Here is a 21,849-nt window from a genome sequence, read left to right on the forward strand (position 1 = left end):
ACGAGGAAGGAGGGAATCCTGCGATGGCAGGACAAGGTGGGTCGACCGAGCTGCCCGACTCCCTCCAGAAGTTCTTCAAGGTCACCCTCGGGATGGAGTGGCCGGAGGGCAACGAGGGCAACCTGCGGGCGCTGAGCGGCGCCTGGGCCGACCTCGCCGCGGCACTGGAGCAGGCCGCGCTCGACGCGCGGCGGTCCGGGGCCGAGCTCGACGACGTCCTGCGCGGCGACACCGGGGCCGCGAACGCGAAGCTCCTCGGTGAGGACTACGCCGCCAGTCTCACCGAGATGGCCCAGGGTGCCGACGAGTTCCGCAAGGCGACGAAGAACGCCGCGGCGGACATCCAAAAGGGCAAGATCATGTTGATCGTGATGGCCGCGATGACCCTCGCGGCCGTCATCGAGCTGATCGCGTCGTTGTTCGGGGCGATCTTCGTCCCGGCCGTCCTCGCCGCCGCCCGGGTCGGCCTCTGGGCGCTGCTGCGGCAGATGGTCAAACAGATGGTCCAGGCGGTCGCGCGGCTCGGGCTGAACAAGGCGACCGCCCAGACGCTGCTGCGTGGCATCTCGAAAGCCCTCGCGGAGGCGACCAAGCGGGCGGCACTCTACGGTGCGGCCGGCGCCGGGATCATGGGCGGCCTCGACGGTCTCATCCAGGTCGGACAGAACGAGGCGGGTGGCCGCGAGGGCTACGACCTCGACTCCATCGGGCACAGCGCGATCGGTGGAGCGATCGGCGGCGCCGGTGCGGGGCTCGCGCGCGCGGCGGCCGGGGGTGTGCGCAGCTGGAGCAACAGCGCGATGCGCAACCTCAACCGGGCCCGTCCGCCCGGAGCCCCTCCCCAGCAGCTCGCCCGCCACGTCCGCGCGTTCGGCATCCTCGGCTACGCCGGTGCACAGATCATGACCGCGCCGGCGTCCGGCGCGGTCATCAACGCGGTGTTCGGCGAGGACTCCAACCCGTTCTTCGGTGCGATCGGCGCACTCGGCGGAATGCGCAGCCGCCCCGGCGGGGACTTCGGCCTCGCGGCGAGCAAGTTCCCCGTCGTCAGCCGGGCGTCCCTGCTGGACCACATGAAGAAGGAGGGGCTGGGCCCCTCGGCGACCCCGCCGCCCTGGATGACCTCCGCCGGTCCCGACGACGTCCTCCGGATCCCCACGACGTCCGACGGGGCGGGGCCGCCTCCCGGTACGCGCCCGTCCGGCGAGGACCCGGCGACGACCCGGGGCGACGACGGGGACTCGTCGGCTCCGTCGCGGTCGTCGGGGCAGGGGGGACCGGAGAGCCGGCCGCCGCTGGTCATCCCGTCGTCGCCGACGGTGAGCTCGGCGTCGACGCCTGAGTCCGTGCCGGCGGCGGTGACCGGCGGATCGTCCGGCACCCCGTCCGGCCCGACGTGGGGCTCGGCCGCCGGCGCCCGCCCGGAACCGGTGTCGGAGCCTCCGGCCTCCTCCGTCGCGCCCGTGTCGGGCGAGTCGACGACCGTGTCGATCCCGGACGGAACACCGGTCCCGGGCAACGGCGACACCAGCGGCGACACGGGTGGCGGCGCCGCGGGCGGCCGCGATGCGCCGGGGAACAGCGCGCCGGGGAACAGCGCGCCGGGTAGCAGTGCGCCGGGTAGCAGTGCGCCGAGCAGTTCTGCCACGGTCGACTTCGCGTCGGGCAGCAGTGCATCGGGCAGCAACGTGCCGAGCAACTCCGCCACGGTCGACTCCGCGCGGGGCAGCGATGCGCCGGGCAGCAACGTGCCGAGCAGTTCCGCCACGGTCGACTCCGCGCGGGGCAGCGATGCGCCGGGCAGCAACGTGCCGAGCAGTTCCGCCACGGTCGACTCCGCGCCGGGCAGCAACGCGCCGGCCACCAACGCGCCGGGGAACAGCGTGCCGAGCAGTCCTGCCGCGGTCGACTCCGCGCCGGGGGACAGGGCGCCGGGCACCGGGGCTCCGGAGAACAGCACGCCGGGCAGCGCGGCTCCCGGGAGTGCCGCACCGGGCAACACCGCGACGGGTGGCGACGCACCGGGCAGCATCGCACCGGGAAGCGACGCTCCGCTCGGCGCCGTGCCCGGTCACGGCGCGCCGGTCGGCGCAGCGCCGGCCGGCACCGCGTCGGGCAGCCCTGCCTCGGGCAGCACCGCGTCGGGCAGCACCGCGTCGGGCAGCACCGCGTCGGGCAGCCCTGCCTCGGGCAGCGCCGCGTCGGGCAGCCCTGCGTCCGGCAACGCCGCGTCCGGGGGCAGCTCGACCGCGCCCCGGACGGCGTCGGACACCCCGGTCAGGAGCACCGGCGGGGAGACAGCGAACCCGGCGGCACCGGTCAGCGAGGGCCGGGACCAGGGCTCCACGCCTCAGCGGGGCAGCGTCGAGGGGGAGGGCACCGGCGGCCGCGGGACCGACGTTCCGGGCCCGGCGGCGACGGTGCAGTCCGACGGCGCCGCCCCGCCCGGGCGGGCCACGACCGGCGACGGTCCCTCCACACCGGACGGAACCCGCGACACCGGCGGGGCCCGTCCGACCGAACCCACCGCCTCCACCGGGACCGTGCGCGACGCGACCACGGACTCCGCCGGCGGTCCGGTCCGCGAGCCGGTCCGGGGCGAGCAGGCGCCCCCGGTGGGCGGCGACGTGCGCACCCCGGAGATCGCCCCGTCCCGCGTCCCCGACGACGCCGACGGTCGTGGGACGGGTGGCCCGGTCGCCACCGCGCAGCCGCCCGCCGTGTCGTCGACCACCCAGCCGGCCACGACTCCGCCGGCCACGTCCGGGACCGGTCGCGACACAGCCGCGACCTCCGGCGTGGGCCGCAGCGACGCCACCCCGTCCGGTCAGGGCTCGGGGGCGAACACCCCCCGCTCCGCCCAGCAGACGCCGTCGACCGGCACGTCGGCGGGGGAGGGGCGCACCGTCGGCGGCGAGTCCGCCACCCGCACGGCCGGTGGTGGGCGCGACGCCGCCCCGGCCGCCGCCGACGGCGCCCGTTCCACGGACACCTCCCGCCCCGGGGGATCCCCGCTCACTCCGGCCGCCGGGGACCGGGCCACCTGGGAGACGTCGGGGTCCCCGTTCACCGACCTCGACCGCACCCCGCCCACCGCACCCGCCGAGCCCGCGGTACTGCCCGCGGTCGTGTCGTCGACGCCCGCGACCGGCACGCCCCCGCCGGTGTCCACCTCGGTCACGGCGGGGTCGGCGCCGGTGGCCCCGGTCCCGACGCCCTCGTCCTCGTCCTCGACCCCGACGTCCCCGTCCCCCTCCCCGGCCGCGTCGTCGTCGAGCCCGACTCCGGCTCCGCCCCAGGCCCCGACGTCCGCCCCGCCCCGCACCGGTACCGACGGTGCCCCGCCGCCCGTGCCGCGCACCGACGGCAGCACGCCGGCCCCGGCACGCACCGCCGGGTCCGGCGGCCCGGACACGACCCGGACCGGCGACCCGGCGTCCGGCGAGCACCGTCCGGCCACCGCCCGCGGTTCCCGCACCCCGGACCCGGACCCGCGCGTCCCGGAGTCCCGCCCGGCCGAGTCCGGCGGGCGCTCGCGCACCCGCGACCGCGACGACGGCACCGTCGTCCTGCCGGTGCCGACCCCGGACCCCGCCGAGGCCGGTCCGCCTGCCCCGCGCCGCGGCGACGACGGGGGGCGGTCCGCCGCACCCCGGCCCGAGCACGGCGCGCCGGTCACCCCGGTCCGGTTCCGCGAGTCCACCACCTCGATCGGCGAGGACGCCCGCGGCCCGATCCGCGACGCCACCGACGCGTTCGTCCGCGACGTCCTGGCCACGCCGCCGGACCGCCGGGCCCCCGCCATGACGATCACCGGCCACGGCAACGGGACCATGCGGCGCACACCGTGGTCGATCGACGGCACCGGCACCGGCCGGGCCCGGGCCGACGCGGTGCGGGCCGTCGTCCTCGAGCGGCTCGACGAGCTCGCCAGGGAGGGCGGCCTGGGGGGCCGGGACACCTCCGAGTTCCGGGTGCTGGCGCGGACGGACGCGACGCCGCTGACCTCCGGCGCGCTGCGCGGCACGAACCGGATCGCGATCATCGACTACACCACCGAGGACGTCACCGGCCCCCGGTCGGAGAGCACGGTGACCTTCTCCTCCGGCCAGCACCGTCCCGGCCCGGGTGCCGACGCCGACATCGTCGCGCTCGCGGGTCAGGTCCGGGAACGCCTCCGCGACGGCGGCCCGGTGCGCGTGGAGATCGTCGGCGACGGCACCGGCCGTCCGGCGCAGCGCCTGGCGCACCGCGGCGGCGCGCTGATCGAGACCTCCGGCCGGGTCGCGAAGACCAGGCTCGGCAGCGCCGAGAAGTGGACCCGTGACCTGCTCCGGCACCCCGCCGACGACCCCCGTCCCCCGGGGCGGTGGGTGGTCCGGCCGCCGTCGGCCGGCCCCGAGGCCCTCCTGGAGCAACGGCGCGCCGCCGGCCGGGAGCGGGCCGACGCCGTCGCGAACCGGCTCCGTGAGCTGCTCGGCGACCACGCCGACGGGGTCCGCATCGTGACCCGGGCCGCGGTCGACCCTGCTTCGGACGGCCCGGCCGGGCCCCCGTCCCGGTCGGTGCGTGCCGTCGTCGAACAGGACGCGCAGCGCCCGCCGGAGGCGGTCGGCCGCCGCGGGCCCGGCGAGGACGGCGTGCTGCGGAACGACGGCGACGGCGCCCACGACGGTGACGGCGGCGGCCCCCGCGACAGCGTCGACAGCGCCCGGAGCGACGCGGCCCCCGCCGGCGCGCCCGTCCGCATCCCGTTCGCCGAGGGTTCCCACCGGATCGCCCACCGCGACCGTGCAGCGGTCGAACGCGCCACCGACGCGTGGATCGACGACGTCGTCGCCGCGCGTGCGGCCGGCGGCCCGACGCCCGCCCTGGTGGTCACCGGGCACGGCAACGGGTCGCGCGACCTCGTCCGCCCGTGGGCCGACCGCACCGGCGCCGAGGTCACCGGCCGCGACCGCGCCCGCTCCGTGCACGACGTCGCCGAACAGCGCCTGGCCGAGCGGCTGCGCACCGATCGGGCGGGCGGCCTCACCCGCGAGGACTTCCGCATCGTCTCCGGCGGCAGCGCCCGCCCGCCCGTCCCGGACGCGTCCGTGGAACAGCACCGCGTCGCCGTCGTCGAGCAGCGCACCGACGACGTCGCCCGTACCGACTCGGTGCACGACGTGGCCTTCGACTCCCACGTCACCCGCCTCGACGACGACGCCCGCCGCGACCTCACCACCGTCGCCGGCGAGGTCCGCGAACGCGCCCGCCTGGCCGCCGCGGCCGGGAACCCCCCGCCCCGGGTGCTGCTCGTCGGCGACGGCATGGGGCACCGCGCCGACCGGGCCCGCGGTACCGCGGAGTCCCTCGTCGGCCGGGCCGACACCGACCGGGCCGGCCGGCCCCGCAACGACGTGGCCCAGCGGCTGGCGACGGGCCGGGCGCGGGCGCTGGCCGCGGCGGTGTTCCTGCGCGGGCAGCTCGCGGACGTCCCCGGGGTCCGGATCGTGCACCGCGCCGCGGTCGACGCACCGGACGGCGTCGTGCCCCGGCCGGGCCGCGGCGTGCAGGCGCACGTCGACGCGCCGCTGCCGCGCACCGTCATGGGCGACCCGCAGGGCCGCCACCTGCAGGACGTGCCCCGCCGGGTGCACGTCCCGCTGCTGGGCGGACGGTTCACCGCCGACGTCCGCCGCGCCCTGGAGATGTGGATCGCCCGGACCGGCGACCCCTCCGCCGTGCACGTGTGGGCCGACACCCGCGCCGACGGTCCCGGCGGGCTCTCGGCGAGGTCCCGGCGCCGCCTCACCGACCTCGGGGTCACCGTCCGCGACGTCGCCACCGACCTCCCGTCCGGTACCCGCGCGACCGACCGGATCCTCAACCACCGGCTCCGCACCGGTTCCTTCACCGGGGTCGGCACGGACGTCGCGCTGTCGGTCGTCCACTCCGAGGGCGGCGTCTGGGCCGACCCGGCCGTGCGCGCCACCGGGGACGGCCCACCCGCCCCCCTCCCCGCGACCATGCCCCGCATGCCCGGCGGCGTCACCGACGGCGAGCCGCTGTTCCCGCTGCTCACCGGCCGCGCGGACGGGCTCGACGGTCCCGGTACCGGGCTGCTCGTCGCCCCGCCCGGCTCGGCGCTGCTGCAGACCCTGCTGAACTCCGACCGGCTCGGCGAGGACGGGTTCCTCACCGGCCGTCTGCAGGAGCACCTCGACGGGCGCCCGGTGGACCTGGCCGCGCGGGCCGACCGCGGCACCGAGGCCGACCTGCGCACCGACCTCGGTTCCGGCCGGTTCCGGGTCGACGACCACGTGCTGTCGCCGTGGACCGGCCGTGACGTGCCCGCTCCGGCCGCCGCGCCCCGCTCGCTGCTGCGGGTGCAGTCGGTGGGGCCCGAACAGCGGCGTGCCGTCGCGGACCTCATCGCGTCGATGGTCCCGGGTGCGTCGGCACGGCGGTCGGGGACGGCGACGTCGTCGCAGCTCGACGCGATGCTCACGCACCGGCCGTCGGCGCTGCACCAGGGGCTGCCCTTCGACGTCGAGGTCGGCGGCCGCCGCTACGAGGCCCTCGTCGCCGTGGACCACGACCCCGGCCGCCGGGGCGAGGGCCCCGACCCCGCCGCGGCGCGGACCGACGGCACCGAGCAGATCCGGCGCGGCACCGACAACCTCGTCGAGGGCCGCTACGACGACAGCAGCCGCGCCGTCCCGATCGCCGGCTCCGGCGGCTCGCTCGCCGGATACGGCGGTGCCGCGGTCACCGCGACCGGGGGCGACACCGTCGGGCACCGGACCCGCAAGACGGTCAACAACGACGTCGGCTACGACGCCAAGCACACCCCGGCCGCCGACGTCCCGGTCCGCTTCACCGTCACCCTGCGCGACGAGTCCGGCGCCGTCGTCGGCCCCGGCCCGCGCGTCCTGGACGGGACCGCCACCGGATGGTTCGACGAGCCGACCCCGAGGGCCGGCGCCCGGCCCGCCGTCGAGCTCGGTCCCGGTGCCGGGCCCGCGCTGTCCGACGCCGCGGTCCTCGACGTCCGCGGACCCGGCCCGGACACGGTCCTGGCCGCGCTGGCAGACCAGCTCCCGCCCGGACTGCTGCAACCGGGGTCCCCCGGCCGCAACCGGCTGCTGCACTTCCTGTCCGACAACCACCTCGCCCACCACTACGAGCGGTTCACCACCGGCTGGGTGCGCTCGGACGAGCTGCGCAACCCCGGCGGACCACCGGTGTACGTCGAGTCCCGGCTGGTGCCGAAGAAGGGGTCGTGGCTGGCCGAGCTCGACGGCAAGACCACCAAGCAGCAGCGCATCGACTGGGGTGTCGAGGGCAGCAGCACCTCCCGGCTCGGTGTCTCCGGGGAGATCCGCGGGGGCTGGCGGTTCTTCCCGAAGGTCGCCTTCCTGCACCTGGGCCCGTACCTCGGGGTGGGCTGGAACCGGAGCCGCGGCTGGGCGGCCACCCACATCGGAGCGTCGCGGCGCAACGTCGACCAGAGCTCCCCGGGCGCCTACGACGTCGAGTTCGTGCGCGAGACCCGGGTGCGGTGGGGGTCGACCAGCGCCGTCGCGCCGCCGGCCCGGACACCGGTCGAGCTGGTCCTCGCCGACTCCCCGCACAACGCCCGCGACGCGGGACTGCCCGTCTCCGAGTCCGTCCGCGACGCACGCAACACCGACCGCCGGACCGACACCCTCCCGCCCTACCTGGCCGCGGGCCTGGGCATCGGCCGGGGACACATGCACTCCCTCGGCGACGCACCGACCCGGCTGCGCGAGCGGATCGACCAGATCATCGCCTCGGTCGGCGGCCCGTTCGCGGCTCTCGCCGACGGCGACGGGACCCACCGCGCGTCGAGGAGCAGCTCGACGGTGCGCGACCTCGGTGAGACCTGGCGGATGCTCGACCACAACACCACCCAGACGCTGCTGGGCACCAGCGCCGACTCCCTCTACGACGGCGGCGTCGACCTCGTGCTCGCGCGCAACCGCTTCCGCAGCACCGAGTACCTGCACCTGAGGATCACCGCCGAGATGCTCGACGTCGGCGACGAGGGCCCGCTCGACGGGATCAGCGTCAAGACCAGTGCCGGCAACCGCACCGAGTCCGTCAGCGGTGCCGCCACCGGGATCGAGGGGACGCTGGGGCTGCGCGCCGGGCTCGGGTTCGAGGCCGGCGCGGTCTACCCGGGCCTGGGGGCACGGGCCTCGGCCGGTCTCGGCCACAGCGACAGCGGCGCCGGCGGCACCATCACCGGCCGGCGCGCGGTCGCCGGTCCCGCCGGGCCCTCGCACCGGGTCACCGGCGAGAACCTCTACACCATCACCGCGGAGCGGTTCAGCGAGACCAACGCGTTCGGGCGGCTCACCGGAATCGGTGCACCCGGTCGGCACGTGAGCCCCCGGACCCCGGTGGAGCTGCCCGACGGCCCGCCGATCCGGGAACCGTTCGCGCTGGACGTGCCCGCCGACGAGATGCTCACCCCGGGCACGCCGCCGGAGGCCCAGGGCATCCGCAGCCGGCCGCGGATCACCATGGACAGCCCGGTCGGTCCGCGGCGCCGGGACTTCGCGCAGACCCTGCTGGCCGACAGCACGTTCACCTGGATCGGTGGGGTCAAGGAGCGCCGCACCGCCGCCGAGGCCGCGCTCACCGCCGCCGCCGGGGGAGACGCGGTGCTGGGCCGGCGCGGGACCGAGGACGGCCGCGCGCTCGAGGCCGTCCTGGCCCCGCAGCGGGTGTCCAACGACCGCGGCGTCACCGAACGCGGGCTCGCCACCCCCGAGCAGGTGCACAAGCGTCGCTGGCGGGACCGGCGAGGCACCGTCGTGTCCACCCTGGGCCTCTACGACCTGCGGGTCGTCGACGTGCGGCACGCGCCGCCGACCGGCCGCGCCCGCAGCGAGGTCGTCTACGGCGGCTACGTCGCGTCGGGCTCGTCGTCGAACGCCCGGGGCGCCCAGGGGCGGGCCGGGTTCGAGGTCAACGACTCGTCGCTGACCGCCCAGGAGCTGGAGCAGTCCGCGCGCCACCCGACCGGGTCGGGCGGGATCCACGGCGGCTACCAGGTCGGCGCCCGCGACACCGCGGCCCAGGGGACCCTCGGTGCGCGGGAGACGTTCGACGACGGGTCCGGGGGCCGGTCGTTCGTCGTGAAGGCCCGTGGGGTGGTCACCCACCGGGCGACGTCGTGGGAGAGCAACCAGCTCCTCGACACCGTGCACACCCCCACCCGCCGGACCGCCACCCGCTACGTCGACCTGCCCGACCACGTGTTCCTGTCCGTCGGCGAGGAGCAGATGCGGGTGTGGGGCCTGCTCCCGCAGGAGGAGCACCGCCCGCACCAGGCACCGGTGGACCTGCAGGTGCCGCCGACGCTGCGCGGCGACGACCCCGTCACCGGTCTGGGCTGGCCCACCGACGAGGCGCTGCGCGCCCCGCTGGCCGACATCAACGACCAGCTGCCCGGGCACTTCGCCGGCCGGCTCGACGCCGACGAGATCGCGCTGCTGACCGAGCGGCTCACCGATCCGCAGCGGGGCATCTCCGCGGCCGACCTGAAGGGGCTGCACAGCAGCCTCGGCGGGGACGGGGTGCCGTTCAGCGCCTCCCGGCGGGGCTTCCTCGTCCACCACGACCTGTCCGGGCACCTGTCGTTCGTGCCGGACACCACCCCGGGAGCGACCCGCGTCGAGCAGGTCGTCCACGACGGGCACGCCCCCAAGGTGGAGCAGTACTTCGCCGACCAGCGCTCGTCGACGTCGGTGCGCAGCTCCGGCCCGGTCGCACAGTTCGGCGGCACCCTCGGCGGCCGGGGCGGCAGCGGCGGTGAGGACCCGTACTACGGCGGCGGCTCCGGCGGGCTCGCCGCGTCCTCGTCGCGGACCGACGTGCACACCGACACCACGTCCGACACCGTCCGGGTGTGGCGCTTCCTCGGCTACGACGGGCCCACCGCGATCATCGGGCAGACCGGTCGTCTCTCGCTGACCGTCACCCGCGACGGCGAGACCATCCCCGGCCCGACCTCGGCGCCGTTCACGCTCCGCCACCGGGTGCCCGCGGCGTTCCTGTCGTCCCTGCCGGACCTGCCGCAGCCGCCCCCGGACCAGACCCGCCGAGCCGGGCCCGGGGGTGACGCGCCGCGGATCGACCCGGACACGGCGATGGGCGTCGTCCGCACCGACGCCGTGGCGATGAGCCGCGCGGTGCAGGACCACCTCGCGACGGTGGACGTGCCGGACGCGTTCCGCCGGCCCGGCGAGGCCGGCCGCCACCAGCTCGACGTGCTGTTCTCGCCCGAACACCTCGACTCCTGGATCCCGTCGATGCTGAAGGGCTCGGCGACGCTCCCGCCGGTCGTCCACCCCACCCAGGTGGGCGTGACGCTGACCCCGCGGATCACGGTGACCCCGGTGTCGCTGCACACCGACGGGGTGTCCGCGGCGATGAACCTCGGCGCCGAGTCCAACTTCCACATCGGGACCCAGACCGCGTCGTCGCAGACCCACTCCGGCGACGTCGTCGGCTCGGTCGTCGGGGAGGGACGCGACGTCGGCAGCAGCCGCGGCGACGCGCGCGCCGACGGCGAGGCGGGGGCCTCCACCAGCAACCGCGGCGGCCAGGCGCCCTTGATCGGGCGCGAGCACGAGACGAAGCTCGGCGACCCCGTCCGGCTGCTCGGCGGCCGGTTCGACTACCGGATCGAGCTGGAGCTGAACCGGCCGGGCCGGGCCCCGGAGACGTTCACGGTACCGACGGTCACCGGCACCGGGATGCGGCTGTTCCTGGCCGAACGCCACGCCGCGGACCTGCTCGGGCCGATGCCCGGGACGGTGCGCACCGCGATGGAGCAGGAGAAGGCCCGCGCCGGCGAGTGGCGGGCCGCCGACACCGCGCTGGTGGAGCTGCAGCGTCGGAACGACCAGCTGTGGCTCGACGCCGGCCCCGGCGGCCGCGCCACCCTGGCCCGGGACCGGGCCACCGAGATCGCGGCGATCGACGCCGACCGCCGGACCGCCGCCACCCGGTTCGACGAGGCGGCCCGGGCCTGGGCGCAGGCCAAGACCGACCTCGACCGCCGCGTCCGCGAGTGGGTGAGCCCCGGTGCCGGCCGCGACGACGCCGTCCCGCCCCCGCCCGTGCGTCCCGCCCCGCCGCCCCCTCCGGCCCGCCCGGCCCCGCCGGTCCCCGCGCCGGCCCGGGACGTCCCGCCGCCCGCACCCACCCGCGCGGCCCCGCCGCCGCCCCCGGGAACCCCGCCGGAGGCCCCCACCCGGCCGGCGCCCGCACCACCCGCACCGCCGGCCCCGGCACTGCCGCAGCGTCCGGCCGCGGCCGGCCCGGCCCCGTCGCCGGTCCCCGGGGGGACGCCCCCGGCCGTGCCGCACCCGTCGGTGCCCGAGGTGCCCACCGACGCCCAGGCCGCGGCGATCGGCCAGGCCCTGCAGGTCTACGACCGGCCGTCCGGCCCGGACGAGGTGCGCGAGGCGTACGCGCAGTGGCGCGGGCGCGGCGAGCCGATGCCGCGCGGCGGCCACTGGTCGCTGGCCGCGGCCGTCGCGAACCCGGACCTGGTTGGTGACGGGCCGGGGGCCCGTGCGATCGGTGTCGAGGCGGAGTTCCTGCGTCACCGGCTGGTGAACCTCGAGGAGTACGTCTCCTCCGGTGACGAGCTCGCCGGGTCCGCGGCGCTGACCGCGGTGGCCGAGATCGGCACGTCGGGCATGACGCTGGAGCTGGTCACCCAGCCGGCCCGCCTGCTCGACGGCGACGCGGGTCGGGTGCCGCTCCACGAGAGCGCGGCGGCGCTGGACCGGGTGCTGCAGCGGCTGGCCGCCCTGACCGGCCCCGCGCCGCTCTCCACGATCTTCCCGTCGCCCGAGTACCGGCTCTCGTCGGAGGCCGACGGGGTCCGGGTCGAGCCCCTGACCGGGTCCGGCGGGGTCACGGTGTCGCCCCACTACACCGCCGGGACCGCCGTCGCCGGTCTCGCGGACCTACTGACCTGGCTGTCCGGCCGTGCGGCGGCGGTCAACGTGTTCCCGGCCCACGCGGCCCGCCTGCACCTGGCGGACGGGCTGGACCTGGGTCGCCGGGTGGCCGCGGACATGATGACCGACCCCGCGTTCGCCGGCCGGCCGCCGCACACCCTGGCCGCGACCCGGACGGCCGTGCACGGCACCGTCGCCGCGCTCTACCTGCAGTTCGCGGCCATGGCCCAGCGCCTGCACGCCGACGGCGGGGTGTCGCTGACCAAGAACTTCTCCGCGTTCAACCTGCGGCACTTCCCCGACCACGTCGTCGAGGGCACCGGCCCGGAGGGCGCCGCCTGGCTGCACCGCAACACGGGCCCGGTGATGGAGCGGTTCGCCTCGACGTTCCGTGCCCTCGACCCGCGGGGACACCGCGGTGACCCCGACCCCGGCCTGCTCGACCGCAGGCTCCCCCCGCGCTGGATGAGCGACTCCGGCCAGAGCACCGCGACCCTGCGCGAGTGGCTGTACGGCGGGCTCGGCGACGACCCGCAGCGCCGCCGGGTGGGCCCCGACGAGGCGCTGGGCATCCGCACCACGCTGCCGGAGCTCGACCACAACCGCACCGCGGACGGCACGCCCCGGCTGACCCCGCCCGCCGCCGTGGGCGAGATGCGCCACGAGGGGCCGCGCACCCTGCGCGTCGGCGGGTCGCCGTTCGCCGGTCCCCAGGACCTGCAGACCGGCATCCGTGAGATCGGTACGGCGAGCCGGGAGGCCTACAGCGCTGCCGAGGCGCTGCTCGCCCAGGCGTCGCTCGCGGCGACGCCGTTCGCCGCCCCGGGGACGTGGGCCCCCGCCCTGCGCGGTGGGGGCCTCGGCGCCGGACTCGACGCGGGGCTGGCCGCCCACGAGACCTGGCGGGGGACCCCGCGGGTCGCGTACGGCTCCGCGGCGACCCCGCTCGCGGCCGCCGTCGCCGACGTCGAGAACGCCTTCGGCGCTCCGCTCGCCCCGGTCGGGGAGGGACCGGCGGCGTTCGGGACGGTCGTCGACCGGATCCGGCGGGCCGGCCACGGGGCCGACGCGATCGTCCACGCCTACCCGGAGGCCGCCGAGCCCGGCCGCTCCTACGGGCGCGGCGACTGGGTCGGGCCGGTGCGTCGCGTCTGGAACGTGGTCAACCACGAGGGCACCGTCTGGCTCGTCGACCCGCGGACCGGCACGGCGACCGTCGCCGGTCCGGACCCGATCCCGCGGATCGGCCGGGTGTTCGCCGTGGGCGCCGATCCCGACGCTGCCCCGATCCGGTTCACCCCCGACGACGCGGCCCGTACCGCTCCGGACGACCCGGGCGCGGGGGCCCGCCCCGAGACCGGCCCGCCCGGCGACGGGCCGACCACCGCGGCCGGTCCGGACACCGGGCCGCCCGTCCCCTCCCGGTCGTGGCGCCCCGGCCCGCTCTGGCGCACGGACGCGACGCCGGCCGCCCCGGTGCTCCGGGACCCGCTGCTGCCCGCGCAGTGGGAGGCCCGCCGTGGCGACGCGACGCCCGGGACCGCGCACACCGAGCAGATCCGCGTCCTGCAGCAGCCGGACGGCACCCTGACCCCGCAGGGCAACCCGGTGACCGTCGACGTGCGCCGCATCGAGGTCGAGCCGGGACGGTGGGTGCGCGAGCTGACCCTGCCGCTGCACCTCGTCGGGGACCCGGCGCACGTCGCCCGCGCCACGGAGCTGGCCACGCAGGCGCTGCGCGACCACGTCGACGGCCGCTACACGCTGCCCGGCGGCGACCAGCTGCACCTGCGCATCGAGCCGACGACGCGGGCCGACGCCAACCGCATCCTGGTGACCTCCGAGCCCGGGTACACCGGGGCGAACTCGACGTCGCTGCACTGGCGGATGGAGCATCTCGAGCGCGGCGACGACCCCGCGCTGGCGGTCGGCCGCACGCTGCACGAGCTGCTGCACCGGGTCGGTCTGCCCGACCGCTACCGGGTCCCCGGCGCGGTCCTCGGCGGGGTCGTCGACGGGACCGGTGTGATGGGCACGGACTGGCGGAGCACGCTGCTCACCGGCACCGACCTGGCCCGGATCGACGAGGTCGCACGCCAGGCCCCCACCCACGACCTCCCGCTGCCGGCGCCGCGGGACGCCACCCCACCCGCCCCGCCCGCCGTGGAGGGCCCGCCGGTGCGCGGCGCCGACGGCGCCCCGATCGCCCCGGACTCCTTCGACTGGGGCACGGCCCGCTCCGGCACCGACGCCCCGGAGGACGCCGGGGACCCGCTCGGGCCGGAGAGCACGCACGGCTCGTCCGACACCGGGAGCACGCACGGCCCCGGCGACGCGACCCGGCTCACCGTCGCGTTCGGCGAGGGTGTCCACCGTGTGGACGCGACCGGGCGGGCCGCCGTGCAGGCCGCCACCGACCGGTGGATCGACGACGTCGTCGCGGCCCGCGCCGAGGGCCGCCCCACCCCGGCGCTGACGGTGACCGGGCACGGCAACGGCTCCCGCTCGGCGTCGCGGGCGTGGGCCGACCGCACCGGTGCCGAGCGGACCGGGCTCGACCGGGCCCGCGACGTCGAGTCGATCGCCCGGGCCCGGCTGCGCGCACGGGTCGTCAGCGGCGCGACCGGCGGGCTCGCGGAACGGGAGTTCCGGATCGTCGCCACCGGGACCGTGCGTCCGCCCGCGCCCGGGGCGTCCCCGGCCGAGCACCGTGTCGCGGTGCTGGGGCGCGACACCACCGACGTCACCGCCGTGGACTCGGTGCGCGACGTGCCGTTCCGCAGCCACGCCACCCGCCTGGACGCCGCCGCCCGCCGGGAGCTGCAGGGCCTCGCCGAGCAGGTACGCGAACGGGCCCGCCTCGCCCGCGACCGGGGGCTGCCGCCGCCGCGGGTCCGGCTCGTCGGCGACGGCATCGGCCACCGCGCCGACCGGCTCCGCGGTGATGCGCGCAGGCTGCTGGGCGACGCCGACACCGACCGGGCCGGTCGCGCGCGCGACGACGTCGCCCACCGTCGCGCCACCGGGCACGGCCGGGCCACCGCGGCCGCGGTCTACCTGCGCGGCCTGCTCGCCGACGTCGAGGGCGGGGTCCGGGTCACCGCCCGCTCCGCCGTCGACGCGCCCGACGGTGTCGTCCCACCGCCGTCGCGCGGGGTGCAGGCGCTCGTCGACCAGCCCGTCCGGCGCACCGTGATGGGCGACCAGGACGGGCGCCACCTCGCCGACGTCCCGCGCCGGGTGCACCTCCCGATGCTGAACGGGCGGCTGGACGCACGGATCCTGCGGTCGCTGGACGTGTGGTCGACGCGGACCGGCGACCCCGCCGCCGTGCACGTCTGGACCGACGCGGGCCGGCTCACCGACACCGCCCGGGTCAGCCTGGAGCGGCGTGGGGTCACCCTCCGCGACGTCGCCACCGAGTTCCCCGCGGGCACCCGACCCGCGGACCGCATCCTCAGCCGGTTGATCGCCGGCGATCTCGACCGGGCCGGGGCCGACGTCGCCGTCGCGGTCCTGCACCGCGACGGCGGCGTCTGGGCCGAGCCCGGCGTCGTCCCGGACACCGCCGGTGCGCTGCCGGACACGATGCCGCGGATGCCACGCGGCCTCGCCGACGGCGAGCCGCTGTTCCCCCTGCTCACCCGCCCCGACGACGGCTCGGGAACGCCGCCCACCGGGCTGATGGTCGCCCCGCCCGGGTCCCCGTTCCTCGGTGCGCTGCTGGACTCCCCGCGTCTGGCCGAGGACGGTTTCGTCGCCGGTCGCCTGCACCACTACCTGGAGACCCGGGGCCTGGTCGACCTCGACGCGCCCCGCGACCCGAACGCGGTGCGCGCGCTGCGCGACGACCTGGAGTCGGGCCGCTACCGCTTCGACGACGACGTACTCGCCCCCTGGACCGGTCCCGACGCCGGTCCCCGGCGCGGCGACGGGCCCGCGGGGACCGGTACGTCGACCCGCGCAGGCGGGCCCGGCCCGGACCGGCTGCTGCGTGTCCGGACCGTCGGCGCCGACCAGCGCCGCGCCGTCGCCGAGCTGATCGACGAGATGGTCCCCGGCCGCCACCGGCGCCGGGACCGGGCCGTGGCCGAGCAGCTCGACGAGATGCTGCAGGCCCGTCCGGAGGCGCTGCACAGCGGCCTGCCGTTCGACGTCCGGGTCGGCGGCCGGGTCTACGAGGCGGTCGTCGCGATCGGCGAGGACCCCACCCGGCCCGGTCCGGCCCGCGGCGCGGACGCCCCCGCGGCCACCGACGGCACCGAGCAGATCCGCCGGGGCACCGCGAACCACGTCGAGGGCCTCGCCCACACCTCGGGCCTGTCGGTCCCGGTCGTCGGCACCGGCGGTTCCATCACCGGCTTCGGTGGCGGCGGGATCACCCTCGGCGGCAGCGACACCGTGCACCACCGCACGCGCAAGACCGTGAACGTCGACGTCGGCTACGACGGCAAGCACGCCCCGGCCGGTGACGTCCCGGTGCGGTTCACCGTGACGCTGCGCGACGACTCCGGGGCCCTCGTCGGACCGGGCCCGCGTACCGTCGCCGGCACCGCGAGCGGCTGGTTCGACACCGCCGACCGCAGGCCCGGCGGGCGGGTCCCCGCCCCGCTGGACGGGACCGCGGGCCCCGCGCTGTCCAACGCCGCGGTCCTCGACATCCGCACCCCCGGCGTCGACGCCGCGCTGGCCGCGCTGGCCGGTCAGCTCCCGCCGGAGCTCGTCAGGCCCGGGACCCCGGGACACAACCGGCTCGCGCACTTCCTGTCCGACAACACCCTCACCCACCACTTCCAGCGGCTGACCGGCGGCTGGATGAAGTCCGACGAGCTGGCCGTCGGCGGTGGCCGGTCGGCGTTCGTCATGGCCCGGCTGGTCCCCAGGGCCGGGTCGTGGCGCGGTCCGGTCGCCGGGAAGACGACGCTGTCCCAGCGCATCGACTGGGGTGTGGAGTCCGGCCGCAGCCGGAGCCGCGGTGTGTCCGGCGAGTTGCGCGGCGGCTGGCGGGTCGCCCCGAAGTTCCTGTTCATGAACCTGGGCCCCTACGTCGGCGCGGGCTGGAACCACCGCCGCGGGTGGTCCGCCAACCACATCAGCGCCTCCCGGCGCAATGTCGACCAGACCCGGCTGCAGGCCTTCGACGTCGACTTCGACCTGGAGATGACGGTCGCCTGGGGCTCGACGAGCGAGACCGCCCCACCGGTGCGGGTCCCGGTCGAGACCCTGCTCGCCGACGACCCGCACAACGCCCGCGACGCCGGTCTCCCGGTCCCCGACGAGATCCGCGACGCCCCCCGTTCGGCCCGCACCGACACCCTGCCGCCCTACATCGCGGCGGGCCGCGGCATCGGTCGCGCCCACGTGCACTCCCTCGGCGACGCCCCGGCCCGGCTGCGGGAGCGCATCGAGCGGATCGCCGCCTCCGAGGAGGGCGGCATGGCCTCGCTGGTCGACCACGACGGGTCGCAGCGCACGGCGTCGAAGGCGGGCACGGTCGAGGGCTTCAGCGAGAGCTGGCGGATGCTCGACCACCAGACGACCCACGCCGTCCTCGGTGCGACGGCCGACCAGCTCTACGACGGCGGCGTGCACCTGCTGTTCTCCCGGGACGGGGTACGGCACACCGAGTACCTGCACGTCCGCGTCGACGCGGTGATGTCCGACGTCGTCGACGAGGGCCCGCGGGCGGGCGTCGCGGTGAAGACCAGCGCGGGCCACCGCAAGGAGTCCACGGCGAGCTCGGGCAGCGCGTTCGACGCCGGGTTCGGCGGCCGGTTCGGCCTGAGCTTCGACGTCGGCCCGATGTACCTGGGCGGGACGGCCCGCGCCGGGTACGCGCACGGCGGCGACGCCGGGGGCGCGGTCGGCACCGTCACCGGCCGGCGCAGCGTCGGGGGCCCCGGCGGCGACGCGCACCGTGTCACCGGCGTCAACACCTACCGGGTCACGGCGGACAGGTTCGCGGTCACCAACGCGTTCGGCCGGGTCACCGGCGTCGGCACGCCGGGCCTGCAGGCCGTCGAGCGGACCCCGGTGCGTGACGTCGCCGAGCCGCCCGTCGTGGAGCCGTTCGCCCTCGACGTGCCCAAGGACGAGATGCTGCGGCCGGACGCGCCGCCGCACCTGCGGCGCATCCCGATGCCGGGCGCCCCGACGGCCACCCCGATCCGGCCGAATAGGACCGACCTCGCCCCGACCCTGCGGCCCGACACGATCATCACCTGGGTCGGCGGGGCGGGCGCCCGGCGCGCGGCCATGGAGGCGGCGTTCGACGCGACGACCGGGGCCGGTGTGCTCGCCCGGTCCGGCACCGACGACGGCCGCGCCCTCGACATGACCTTCGGCCCGGAGCGGGTCGCCAACGACCGCACCGTCACACAGAAGGGGATCGGGACACCGGTCTTCGTGCACAAGGGGCGCCTGTTCGACCGGCGCGGCACGGGCGAGGGCGAGCTGATGCTGTACCGCCCGCGGATCCTGTCGGTGGACCACGCGCCGCCGGTGGACCGCTCCCGCAGCGAGGTCGTCTACAGCGGGGGCCTGGCCTCGGGCGGCAGCAACCGCACGCACACCGTCACCGGGCGTGCCGGAATCGAGGCCAACGACACGGCGCTGACGGCACAGGACATCACCGCCGCGAACGGGCACCCGACCGGATCGGGGGGCGTGCACGCCGGCTACCGGGCGTCGCACCGGGCCGGGCGGTCGCGCGGCACGTCGGGGGCCAGCGAGACCTTCCACGACCTGGGCAGCAGCCGCTCCTACGTGGTCGTCATGGACGGTGTCTTCAAGGCGACGGCCCGCACGACGGTGACCAACCAGCTCCTGGACCTGGTGCGCACGCCCACCGAGCGGACCGCGACCCGCTACGTGGACCTGCCACGGCAGGTCTACGTGTCCGCCGGTGAGGCGCAGCTGCGGGACTGGGGACTGCTGCCCCCGGAGCTCCCTCGACCCGACACCTCCGACGTGCCCCTGCTGGTGCCGTCGCGGCTGCGCGGGACCTCGCCGGTCGTCGGCCTGGGCTGGGCCATGGACGAGGACATCGCGCGCCCCCTCGCCGACCTCGCCGCGAAGATCCCCGGGCACTTCGACGGCGTGCTCCCGGCGGCCGACGTCCGCACCCTGACCGAGCGGTTCACCGACCCGCAGCGCGGGTTCACCGCCACGGACCTGAAGGGCATGCCGGACAGCCTGGGCGGCGACGGCCTGACCTTCACCGGCTCCCGCGGCGGTGTGGTCGGCCACCACGACCTGACCGGGACCCTGCGGTTCGTGCCCGACCCGGGCGCGGACGCCGCGCGGGTGGAGCGGGTCGTCCACGACGGGCACGCGCCGAAGGTCGAGCAGTACTTCAGCGACCAGCGGATGAGCGTGACCGCGGTGTCGTCCGGGACGAGCGCCGACGTCGGTGGCAGCGTGGGAGGCCGGGAGGGCTCCGTCGACGGGAGCCCGCACTACGGCGGCGGGCTCGCCGCCGCGGGCGCGTCCTGGTCCTCGACGGGCCACCGCCCCGACGCCACGGCCCACACCTACCGCGGCTGGCGCTGGCTGGGTTCCGACGGTCCGACCGCGGTCCTCGGCCGCGACGGGCATCTGGAGCTGTCGGTGTCCCGGGACGGGACGACCACCCCGTCGCTGGCCTCGGTGCCGTTCACGCTGCGCCGGCGGGTCCCGGTGTCCTTCCTGTCGACCCAGCCCGACCCGGCGCTCCCGCCGCCGGACCAGATGCGTCCGGCAGCCGACGGGCGCCCCGCGGCGACGGTCGACCCGGAGACGGTCCTCGGCAACATCCGGGGCGACGCGCAGCGCGCCCGGTCCGCGTTGCAGCAGGCGCTGCAGGCCGCGGACGTCCCCCGGGCCTGGACGACCCCGGGGGAGCCCGGCCACCACGCCCTCGACGCGATGTTCACCCCCGAGTACCTCGACACCTGGATCCCGCTGCTGCTCGACGGCCCGACCGACCTGCCGCCGGTCGCGCACCCGAGCCTGCCCGGGTACGTGCTGACGCCGCGGCTGCGCATCGTGCCGGAGTCGCTGTACACCGAGGCCGTGTCGGCCCAGCTCGGGGTCGGCGCGGAGTCCCACTCCATGACCTCGACGGTCGCCGGTCCCTACAGCGACGTGTCCGGTGGCGTCGGCGCCGGGCTGCTCGGGGACGGCCGCACCGTCGGCGAGTCCCGCGGGGACCTGCGCAGCGACGCCCAGGGGCAGGCGTCGGCGAGCAACCGGTCGATGCAGCTGCCCCTGACCGGACGCGAGCACGAGACCAAGCTCGGCGGCTCGGTCCGGATCCTCGGGGGCTCCTACCGCTACGACGTCGAAGCGGTCCTCACCCGGCCCGGTCGCGACGACCTGCACGTCAGGGGTACGACGCGCGGCCCGGACCTGCGCCTGTTCATCGCCGAACGCGACGCCGAGACGCTGCTGGGCCCGATGCCGGCCGATGTCCGTTCCGCGATGACCGAGGAGAAGGCACGCGCGGACGACTGGCGCGCCGCCGACAAGGAGCTCGTCGCGGTCCAGCACCGCTTCGACGCGCTCTGGCTCGGCACCCCCGCGGCGGACCGCCGCCGCCTGGAGAGCCTGCGCGGCGAGCAGACCGGTGACATCGCGACCGACCTCCGCGTGGCCGGTGAGAAGTACACCGAGGCCGCCCGCGGGTGGGCCGAGGCCAAGACCGAGCTGGACCGGCGCACCGCGGAGTGGGTGCAGCGGCGTCCGGTGGCGGCCGCACCGCTGCCGCCCCGGGTGCCGCGGCTGGCCACGATCCCGGAGGGCGAGGAGCCCCCGGCTACTCCGCCCCCGCCGCCGCGCCCCGCCGACACCTCCTCGGGGCGGGCCCCGCGCTCGTCGACGGTCACCGTCCCGGGGCCGGTCACGGACCCCGGGACGGTCGTGCACCCGCTCCTCCCGGCGCCGGAGACGCCGACGCGGCCGCAGATGGACGCCGTCCGCGTCGCCCTGGACAGCCGCGGGCTGCGCTCCGGCCGCGACGACTCGTTCGAGGTCTACCGGCGCTGGCGCGAGCAGGGCCGCCCGGCGCCGGAGTCCCCGACCGAGCTGGCCCGCGCCGCGGTCGAGCACGCCGACCGGAACGGGTACACCGCCGAGGGGCGTCTCACGACCGCGGTCACCGGCCGGGACGGGGTCCCACGGCCGTTCGTGTCGCCGGACCGCTGGGCGCACCTGCTGCAGGGCGACACCGTGGACTCCGCCGTGGCCGTCGTCGAGACCTGGCACGGGGCCCCCCGGTTGCCCGACGCGGGTCACCGCCGCCCGGCGGACGAGGTCGTCGCCGAGGGGCTCGGCACCGAGCTGGTCGCCGTCGGCGACGGCGCGGGCGCGTGGGCCGCGGTGGCCACGGCCGTCCGGAACGCGGGGCACGGCTCCTCGGCCGTCGTGGAAGCCGTCCGGGACACCGGCCGGCGGGGACCGCGCGTCGCTCCCACCACCTGGGTGCTGCTCCAGGACGGGGACACCCAGTGGCTGGTCGACCCGCGTGCGGGCACCGCGACGCGGGTCGGGCCGGACGGTCCGCCCGCCGTCCGCGGGGTGCGCGCCGCCGCGGTCACCGGCGGCCGGGCGCCGCTGCCGCTGCCCACCCACCCGGTTGGGCCGGAGACCGGGCCGCGCCCGGAGCCGACCCCGCTGCGGGTCGCCGAGATCCGGTCGGTGCTCCGGGACCCGCGCGAGGACGCCGGGCCGCCCCGGCCCGCGCGGGATGCGACCGACCTCGACGCCACGGCTCCCGGGCCGCCGGCGGCGGACAGCTGGGTCTCCCCGGACACCCCGGTCTGGGGCGACGACGCCGTGCCCGCCGGGGTGCGCCCGGTCCCCGACCCGACCCCGTGAA

At 77.4% G+C, this 21,849-nt stretch carries 1 protein-coding gene; it reads left to right on the forward strand.

Annotation, left to right across the window (positions count from 1 at the left end):
* Positions 1–23: 23 nt before the first annotated feature.
* Positions 24–21,848 (forward strand): toxin glutamine deamidase domain-containing protein, encoded by a 21,825-nt coding sequence (locus KPF22_RS07805; RefSeq protein ID WP_224401596.1) that lies wholly within the window; start codon positions 24–26, stop codon positions 21,846–21,848.
* Position 21,849 lies beyond the last annotated feature (1 nt).

This window comes from Pseudonocardia sp. ICBG1034 (genome assembly GCF_020131375.1).
GTDB lineage: Bacteria > Actinomycetota > Actinomycetes > Mycobacteriales > Pseudonocardiaceae > Pseudonocardia > Pseudonocardia alni.

Excerpts from the sequence above, each read along its gene's own strand:
- KPF22_RS07805 (WP_224401596.1), top strand. The coding sequence starts at position 24 with ATGGCAGGACAAGGTGGGTCGACCGAGCTGCCCGACTCCCTCCAGAAG.